Raw genomic sequence first — 7,797 nt, forward strand, 5'->3', positions numbered from 1 at the left:
CGGTTGATCTGTCAATACGGTTTTCGCCGTTAATTTGGCCCTTTATTGGCGCATCACCGTCAGGGCGGCGCGACAAATGAAAAACAGGCACCAGTATTTTTCTGGTACCTGTTCGGACTTGGCTGGTGCCGAGGACCGGAATCGAACCGGTACGGGTGTTGCCACCCGACGGATTTTAAGTCCGTTGCGTCTGCCAGTTCCGCCACCCCGGCATGGGTGCTGCAAAGACAGCAAAATTATTATACCGTAAACCGCCCGGCAATGCAATAGCCGCATGGCGCCATCCGGAATGCCGGCGATATAAAAAACCACCCCGTTAAGGTGGCTGTGCGGTGTGATTGGAGGCGGCACCCAGATTCGAACTGGGGAGTAAAGGTTTTGCAGACCTCTGCCTTACCTCTTGGCTATGCCGCCATTATGGAGCGGAAAACGAGATTCGAACTCGCGACCCTCGCCTTGGCAAGGCGATGCTCTACCGCTGAGCTACTTCCGCTTAGATGGTGCCTCAGGACAGAATCGAACTGTCGACACGAGGATTTTCAGTCCTCTGCTCTACCGACTGAGCTACCGAGGCAAATTGGCGACCCTGAACGGATTTGAACCGTCGATCTCCGCCGTGACAGGGCGGCATGTTAGACCGCTACACCACAGGGCCACTTAGCAAATCGCAAAGTAAATTATATAATAATTCGGTAATAAAGTCAATACTTATTTATAACCAGTTTTCTATCATACAAGAACAGCAACGAAATTCATTATATCTCATATAGTATAAAACCGTCAAGTACTTCGACTAAGATATATTTGACCCAGCTAAAACCTTGTTTACCGTTTCGTCCACCTGTTCCGGTTCAAAGGGTTTTATGATAAAACCTGAAGCGCCTGCTTTTATTGCATCAGTAATAATACTACGCTGCCCAATTGCGGTTACCATAATAATACGCGCTTGCGTATCTTCCTCATGAATATGCTTTACAGCCTCAATCCCGTCCATTATTGGCATAGTGATATCCATAGTAACCAGATCAGGTTTATGTTGACGGTATAGCTGAACTGCCTGTTTTCCATCACCGGCCTCACCAACAATCTCATGACCTTTCTCTGTTAGCAGTTTTTTCAACATCATCCGCATGAACGCTGAATCATCGCAAACTAAAATCCTCGACATACAATATCCTCCCTTATGTGGCGCGTTCATACTTATAGATCACTGTAACTTTAACCTCAATTGTTCAAGCGTTGGATTTAAATTTCCTTTTAGGCGCTCTTCAAGGTCTGGCAGTGTCTTGGCATCAAATTCAGATGTCATAAGCGGCGTTCGTCTGAGCCGTATTTCACTAAAAAACTGATCACGAAATATATTATAGTTTACAACAAGGTTACTCTCTGTAGCAAAGTCACTGTAGTCTATTATAACATAGGAACCATTCAATCCCTTAAAGGGTTCTTGCGGGGTTATGAAAAGTTCAAATCCTGCCAACTGTTTAGGTAACTGTGATGTATAGGCCCACTCAGTAATTTTTTTTCCTGCAAATTGCGCACACAAGCAGGCTGGTTCAAAGTGAGCTAATCCCCATAGCGTTTTATCCATCCGTTCTGTCAATAATTTTTCCAGCGCAGCTAAGTTCCCAGTTATAAAACTAATATCACAAAGTTCAGTTAAACCAATTACCGTACGGACTAAAAAATCCTTGGTCGCTTTATCATACATAACAGTAAAGCTACGCCTGGCACTTTGATTGTTATATGTAAAAATGCGATACTGGGAACCGCAGGTCATAAACTCATTAATAAGTGTAAACCCGTAAATCTCTAGGGGAAGTTTCCTCAAAAACTCCCAGTCTGTTACTTGTTCAATAATCTTTTCCATATACTAGTCCTCACCTCTAACCTCTTGATTAGTATTCTTGATTTGATGTAAAAAAACCTGCCTAACGAGTAACCAAAAAATAAACTTTGAATAGTATGAAGTAGTTCCTACGAGAATCAATTCAAATGACAAGGAGGGAGCAATATGTTGAAACGGTGGGGAGGACTACTATCTGTTTTACTTGTATTTGCCTTGCTTATTACTGCCTGCAGTCAGGCACCTGTCACCCAAACGATTCCGTCAAAAGGTCCTGCCTGGGCTCCTAGTTTAACTACACTGCCACAGGAAACGGTGGTAAAGGTTGGTATGAAACAGGTTATTTCTGATGCAGGTATTCTCATCGGTATGGCCAAAGGCTACTATCAGGATCTTGGTATCAAAATCGACCCGGTACAGTTTAATTCCGGACAGGAGATGATTAATCAACTGGCTGCAGGGCAATTAGATGTTGGCGCAACCGTAACGGCTTCCGGGCTATTAAATGCCATGTCCCGTGATATACCTGTCAAAATTGTCGCCGATAAAGGAATTAATGTTCCAGGGCAGGGTTATTATCGCTTAGTCGTAAGAAAAGATCTGGCTAATGAACTGAAAAGCTTCGCAGACTTGCGTGGCAAAAAGATTGCCATTGTTGGCACAGCCTCATTAGATGAGATTTGTTTGGCACGGGTTTTAGCCAAAGGTGGGTTAACCACCAATGATATAGATATGCAGGTAATTCGTGCTTTCCCCGATATGCTTGTCTCATTGGGTAACAAAAGCATTGATGCCGCCATGGTTATTGAGCCTTTTGTAACCCAGGGAATCGCCAAAGGCATAATTGACCCCTGGAAAGATCCCTCTGAATATGACCCTGACGCTCAAATTGCATTGTTAGTGTACGGCACTAGCATGACTACCCGCCCAGATGTGGCTAATCGTTTTATGACCGCTTATGTTCAGTCGATGCGTGACTACAATGATGCTTTTTTCAAGAATAAGAACAAAGCTGCGGTAATTGATATGTTGTGCAAGTATTCTGTCATCAAGGACCCGGCTTTATACGAAAAAATGTTTCCTACCGGGCTTAATCCTGACGGGTATCTGCGAATGAATGGAATTGCTGCTGATTTAACATGGTATAAAGAAAATAATCTGCTTAAGTCTGATATCAAACTAGATGATGCCGTTGACAACAAATATGTGGACTTTGCCGTAAAAACCTTAGGCAAATATCAATAGCCATATGTCGTATACCGGGAGCTGATTTAAGTGAAAACAGCCATTTCAGTACTTTCTCCATTAACTCTGTTATTGCTATGGGAAGCGGCCGCCCGGCTAGGCTTTGTCGACACCCGCCTCCTCTCAAGTCCCTCGCTTATTCTCCAGGCCTTTTTCCCGCTGCTTATTTCCGGTGACCTGCTTTACAACACCTGGGTAAGCGTTATGAGGGTCATCTGGGGGTTTATCGCCGGAGCCATCCCTGGTATTCTCATCGGCATGAGCATGGGCCTTTCCCCGCTTGTCCGTTCGGCTGTCGAACCGATGATAGCAGCTACATATCCCATTCCAAAACTGGCTATAATGCCATTGATTCTCCTGATATTCGGGCTTGGAGAAACCTCTAAGATTTTCACAATTGCAATTGGTGTATTCTATCTGGTAGTCATTAATACCATGGCCGGGGTATTAAACATTGACAAAATCTATCTGGAGGTTGCTAAAAATTTCGGCGCCAGCCGCAAAGATTTCTACCTCACGGTAGCCTTACCAGGGGCATTACCCATGATATTTGCCGGACTAAAACTTGGCATGGGCATGGCGTTAATCCTGATTGTCGCTGCTGAAATGTCGGCTGCGAAAGCCGGTGTCGGATGGATGATATGGCGAGCCTATGACATGTTTGATATTGAACAAATGTTCGTTGCTCTAATCACCCTATCAGTACTTGGCTATATCTTTTCACTTGTACTTGACTGGATGGAACGCCTGGTACTTCCGTGGAAACAAACCAACTAAGGCAGACTTTAAGGAGGTGCGGCTATGCCTTACGACAGCACCAGCATTATCTTAAACAATCTCGGAAAAACTTTCATTACCAGCCGTGGTCAGATTACCGCTCTTACTGATATCAACGTTGCTATCGGTGCCGGTGAGTTTTTTTCCATTGTCGGCCCCAGCGGTTGTGGTAAAACTACACTACTACGCATTCTCGCCGGCTTGGACACCGCATCAACTGGTACAGTTGATATTATGATTGCAACAGGCGACCGTCCGGTAAACTCAATGGTATTTCAAGAACAGTCTATCTTTCCTTGGCTTACTGTAATTGACAATGTAGCGTATGGCCTTAAACTGCGAGGTATACCGAAAAAAGAGCGTTATGAGATTGCCGAAAAATATATCCGGATGATTGGTCTAACCAAATTTGCTAAAGCCTATCCGCATCAGCTGTCAGGTGGCATGAAGCAACGGGTAAGTGTAGCTCGCGCTTTTGCCAATAACCCTGAGATTTTGTTAATGGATGAACCCTTCGGTGCACTTGATGAGCAAAACAGGATTCTTCTCCAGCAGGAACTGCTGCGGATTTGGGAACTAAGCAAGAAGACCACTGTCTTTATCACCCATAGCATTGATGAAGCCCTATGCCTTAGTGATCGCATCCTGATTATGACAGCCCATCCAGGCACCGTAAAGGCAATTATAGAAATTGACCTTCCCCGGCCTCGCGATATTGCAGCAATCCGTACTACGCTGCGTTATAATGAATTATTCCAGATGATCTGGCTGACACTGCGTGAAGAGGTATTAAAGGTAAAAGAATTAATGCAGGCTGACTAGCAACAAAAATCCACTGAGAATTATCCTCAGTGGATTTTCGTTGCTAAGCCTTAGAAATTCTCTGACAGCCATTTCTCTGCCGTAAAATCCATTGGTAATGTAGACACATTGGCTACTATCCAGTCAGGCGTTTGGTCAAGCTCCCTTAGATCTGCCACCTTTAGATAACTGTAGCATGTTTTACAAACCTGCACAGACCATCCGGGAAAATCATTGCCACATTTCACTATCTGTATGTTGTTGTGATTTTCTTCGTCACAGACGGCGCAACCAAGACGCTTGAATTGCCAATGAGTTATACATGTACCACACACCAGTTTTCGTTTACCATTGTCGTCGTAATACGCTAACGCCGGAGCTGAACCACAGGCCGGACAGATATTCTGCAGCCATGACTGCGATACTTCTTCACAATAGATATTCTCAGCCATAATGTTCATCACGGTCAGACACACAAGGTGAATGTACATACGTAACTGATTATCTGACAAACCTTTGGCAATAACCTCTTCACAAGTTTTACTCTGGAGATAACTCTTGATAAGATATTGGGCCTTTTCGTGTGATACTAACTGTTTTTCAATTATATCAGACACGTTCACAAGAGCATCGGCAGCAAGTGCCAGCGGAAATACAGCTTCGTCAAAAGCCGGCAATCCGGCAGCTATTCGTCTATTCCAATCATCGGCATATCGGGTTATTTCCGCTTTAGCTGCCTTACACACCGCCTCTTGCTGCCACTGGTTAAGACATTGGCGTATTTTAAAGTAATTGCCGCTATTAGCCCTGATCATTTTACATCTCCAGGGGGTGTGATTAATGCCTTCGACACAGGGTGAATTGAAGCAGGCGTTAACACAGCCATTGGAAAAGCAGATAGCCTGTACTTACTGTTCAGCCTCATAATTACCTCCTTATACTAAGGTTATTATTTAAGCTACGTGGTAGAAAAGCAGCAGTGTATAAATATTTATAATATTCAGATTGTACGCTTTGTATTTATTATGAGTTTATTATTTGATAAGCGATAGCAAAATTTACTAAGATGTAATAATTTAATGCTGAGTGGAACTATTTCGTAGACCAATCTGTCTCATTCATAAAAAGAACACTTCATTTGTGCACCATGAACATATCAAAAGCAAGGATGTTGAATCACCGAAAAATAGCCAAACCGCCGTTCAGCCAATAAACAAAACAAAGGAACCTCTCAACTGAGAGGTTCCTTTGTTTTGTGGCAGGGGCAGAAGGACTTGAACCCTCAACCAACGGTTTTGGAGACCGCTACTCTACCAATTGAGCTATACCCCTATACTTACCGCAGAAACTAATAATATCACATGTAGTAATAATAAGCAAGGTTAATTTTACAACACACGAGAAGAACAACTGCTCCTACCACGCAGTACTGCTAACCTAAAATCAGAGCGGTTGCGCTCAAAGCATCCACCATATAGACGCCCAAGTTGGGCGTACACAAAAATATGATCCCTTGCAGTAGACAGTTTTATTATTTCAACGGTCTACCACAATGGGAGCATATCACGACTGCCGGTTGCCGATTTTTGCTTTTTCAGGACTCTAACTCGACAGCCCCTTGATTTTTTAACAAGATTTTTGTCTTAATGCTAACGGATAAGACCTGTCATCTTCCATACCGGTACACTGACCAGCAAACCAAGGAGAGAGACTGCCATATAAACCACACACATTTTTATTGTATGTCTATGCTCTACCATATCCCCCCCGGTAGCATAGTAAGCAACTAAAAAACTGGCATTTTGATAAAATGTGTACCATACATTGACGGCAACAAAGATAACAAAAGCGGTAACCCAAGGACTAATTCCCGCTTGAATACTGAATGGAGTAAGCACGAGGATCAGTATGGCAGCAGTCGCAAGCTGGGATACCAGAACCACCCTGACGACGTATATGATTAAGCAAAGCAGAATGATGAACAGAAAAATATTGCCCGACACGAGCGGTGACAAATAAGGAGCAAGAGCTTTACCGATCCAGGCGTCAATTTTAAGTGTCTTAAAAACACCTGATACATTAATAAGGGCTCCAATAAATATAATGGCATCCCAGGCGATGTTAGCACGAAAGGCATTACGGTCGAAAACACCAAAAGTGATCAGGACAATCGTTGCGACACAAGCCACAACAGCTGATTCAATCCCATGCATTCTCTCTGTCATCCACAGAATTAACGCTATGATGAGAACTACGCCGGTAATAATTTCGTGTTTGGTCAGAGGACCAAGGTTCTCCAGTCTTTCTGTAATAAAACCGGAGCTCATTGGCTTAGTCTCTTTCGGCTTGTATAAGACTACGATAGCAAAGTAACTTAAAACAAGCATCGTAAGCCCCCACGGCAAGGCATTGATAAACCAGGTTCCCCAGGTTATTTGAGCCTGTACGTCTTTGGGTAATAACCCCAAAATGGCATAGCACAGGAAATTACCGCTTAGAAATATTGGATATGCCAACCCTGTCGTCACAAATAGCGCATTGAATAGTCCAGTCGCTCCCGGACTTTTGTTCGCATACCCCATATTATCACAAATTGATCGCGCAAAGGGGGCCAACACAGCTGCTTTGGCAGTTCCACTGGGAATAAACGGGGTCAGAACCAGACCGGCGCTCAGTAAAGCCAGTACCTGCCCACCAAAGGTTAACGGAAACTTGCTCATGGTTATCAACGCTACCCGGTTCAACAGACCGCTTTTGGTTGCAGCCACGCCAAGACCAAGGGCGCCAACAATAATCCAGATAGTACTTGTCGAAAAAGAGGCAAACGCTATGGAAAAAGGAACTACTTTAAACGCTGCCCAGGCACAACACATTAAAAGGCCTGTGCCAAAGTCAGACAGCACATCGGCGATCCACCAAACTACTGCCCAACTGAAAATTCCTATTCCCCACATCGCCTGCGGGGAAAGCCCCGCAGGCGCAGGAATATTGGCAATAGCGAACCCGATAATAATGCCAATAATCCCGCCAATAATTTTTGACCAATTGATCCGCTTGGCTTCTGTCACCACAACTACCTCCTGTAACTACTTATTAATTAATGAATCCCTTATAATTTTATAAATTAT

Annotated in this window: 7 protein-coding genes and 6 tRNA genes; 3 read left to right on the forward strand and 10 right to left on the reverse strand. The window is 43.9% G+C overall.

Translation table 11 applies throughout. The annotated features are described in order from the left end of the window. Positions 1 to 123: 123 nt before the first annotated feature. From VN379_RS01585 to VN379_RS01615, 7 genes are all read right to left on the reverse strand, one after another. Positions 124 to 212, reverse strand: a tRNA-Leu gene (locus VN379_RS01585). 127 nt (positions 213 to 339) lie between these two features. Then, positions 340 to 414: transfer RNA gene (locus tag VN379_RS01590), tRNA-Cys, on the reverse strand. A gap of 4 nt (positions 415 to 418) precedes the next feature. Continuing rightward, positions 419 to 493 (reverse strand) — tRNA-Gly (locus VN379_RS01595). Positions 494 to 498: 5 nt separating this feature from the next. Then, a tRNA-Phe gene (locus tag VN379_RS01600) sits at positions 499 to 574 on the reverse strand. 4 nt (positions 575 to 578) lie between these two features. Then, positions 579 to 655: transfer RNA gene (locus VN379_RS01605), tRNA-Asp, on the reverse strand. Positions 656 to 793: 138 nt separating this feature from the next. Then, positions 794 to 1,168, reverse strand: coding sequence for a response regulator (locus tag VN379_RS01610; RefSeq protein WP_325530126.1), 375 nt, complete (start codon positions 1,166 to 1,168; stop codon positions 794 to 796). A 39-nt stretch (positions 1,169 to 1,207) separates the two neighbouring features. Beyond that, complete coding sequence (locus VN379_RS01615; protein WP_325530128.1) at positions 1,208 to 1,870, reverse strand: hypothetical protein; 663 nt, start codon at positions 1,868 to 1,870, stop codon at positions 1,208 to 1,210. Positions 1,871 to 2,014: 144 nt separating this feature from the next. On the opposite strand from VN379_RS01615, the gene VN379_RS01620 reads away from it, so the two are divergent. The 3 genes from VN379_RS01620 to VN379_RS01630 are packed head-to-tail and all read left to right on the forward strand — an operon-like array spanning position 2,015 to position 4,690. Next, complete coding sequence (locus tag VN379_RS01620) at positions 2,015 to 3,091, forward strand: ABC transporter substrate-binding protein (protein ID WP_325530130.1); 1,077 nt, start codon at positions 2,015 to 2,017, stop codon at positions 3,089 to 3,091. A 30-nt stretch (positions 3,092 to 3,121) separates the two neighbouring features. After that, positions 3,122 to 3,868 carry an ABC transporter permease gene (locus VN379_RS01625; protein WP_325530132.1) on the forward strand — a complete coding sequence of 249 codons (747 nt, stop codon included), beginning with the start codon at positions 3,122 to 3,124 and terminating at the stop codon, positions 3,866 to 3,868. 24 nt (positions 3,869 to 3,892) lie between these two features. Further along, entirely contained in the window at positions 3,893 to 4,690 is a 798-nt protein-coding gene (locus VN379_RS01630; RefSeq protein ID WP_325530133.1) for an ABC transporter ATP-binding protein, read from the forward strand. Positions 4,691 to 4,740: 50 nt separating this feature from the next. Here VN379_RS01630 and VN379_RS01635 read toward each other — a convergent pair whose 3' ends face one another. The 3 genes from VN379_RS01635 to VN379_RS01645 form a co-directional block, all read right to left on the reverse strand. Further along, positions 4,741 to 5,484, reverse strand: coding sequence for a formate dehydrogenase accessory protein FdhE (locus tag VN379_RS01635; protein ID WP_325530135.1), 744 nt, complete (start codon positions 5,482 to 5,484; stop codon positions 4,741 to 4,743). A 441-nt stretch (positions 5,485 to 5,925) separates the two neighbouring features. Continuing rightward, positions 5,926 to 6,001: transfer RNA gene (locus VN379_RS01640), tRNA-Trp, on the reverse strand. A gap of 317 nt (positions 6,002 to 6,318) precedes the next feature. Continuing rightward, complete coding sequence (locus VN379_RS01645; RefSeq protein WP_325530137.1) at positions 6,319 to 7,737, reverse strand: SLC13 family permease; 1,419 nt, start codon at positions 7,735 to 7,737, stop codon at positions 6,319 to 6,321. Positions 7,738 to 7,797 lie beyond the last annotated feature (60 nt).

The sequence above is a fragment of the Sporomusa sp. genome (assembly GCF_035561255.1).
Classification (GTDB): domain Bacteria; phylum Bacillota; class Negativicutes; order Sporomusales; family Sporomusaceae; genus Sporomusa.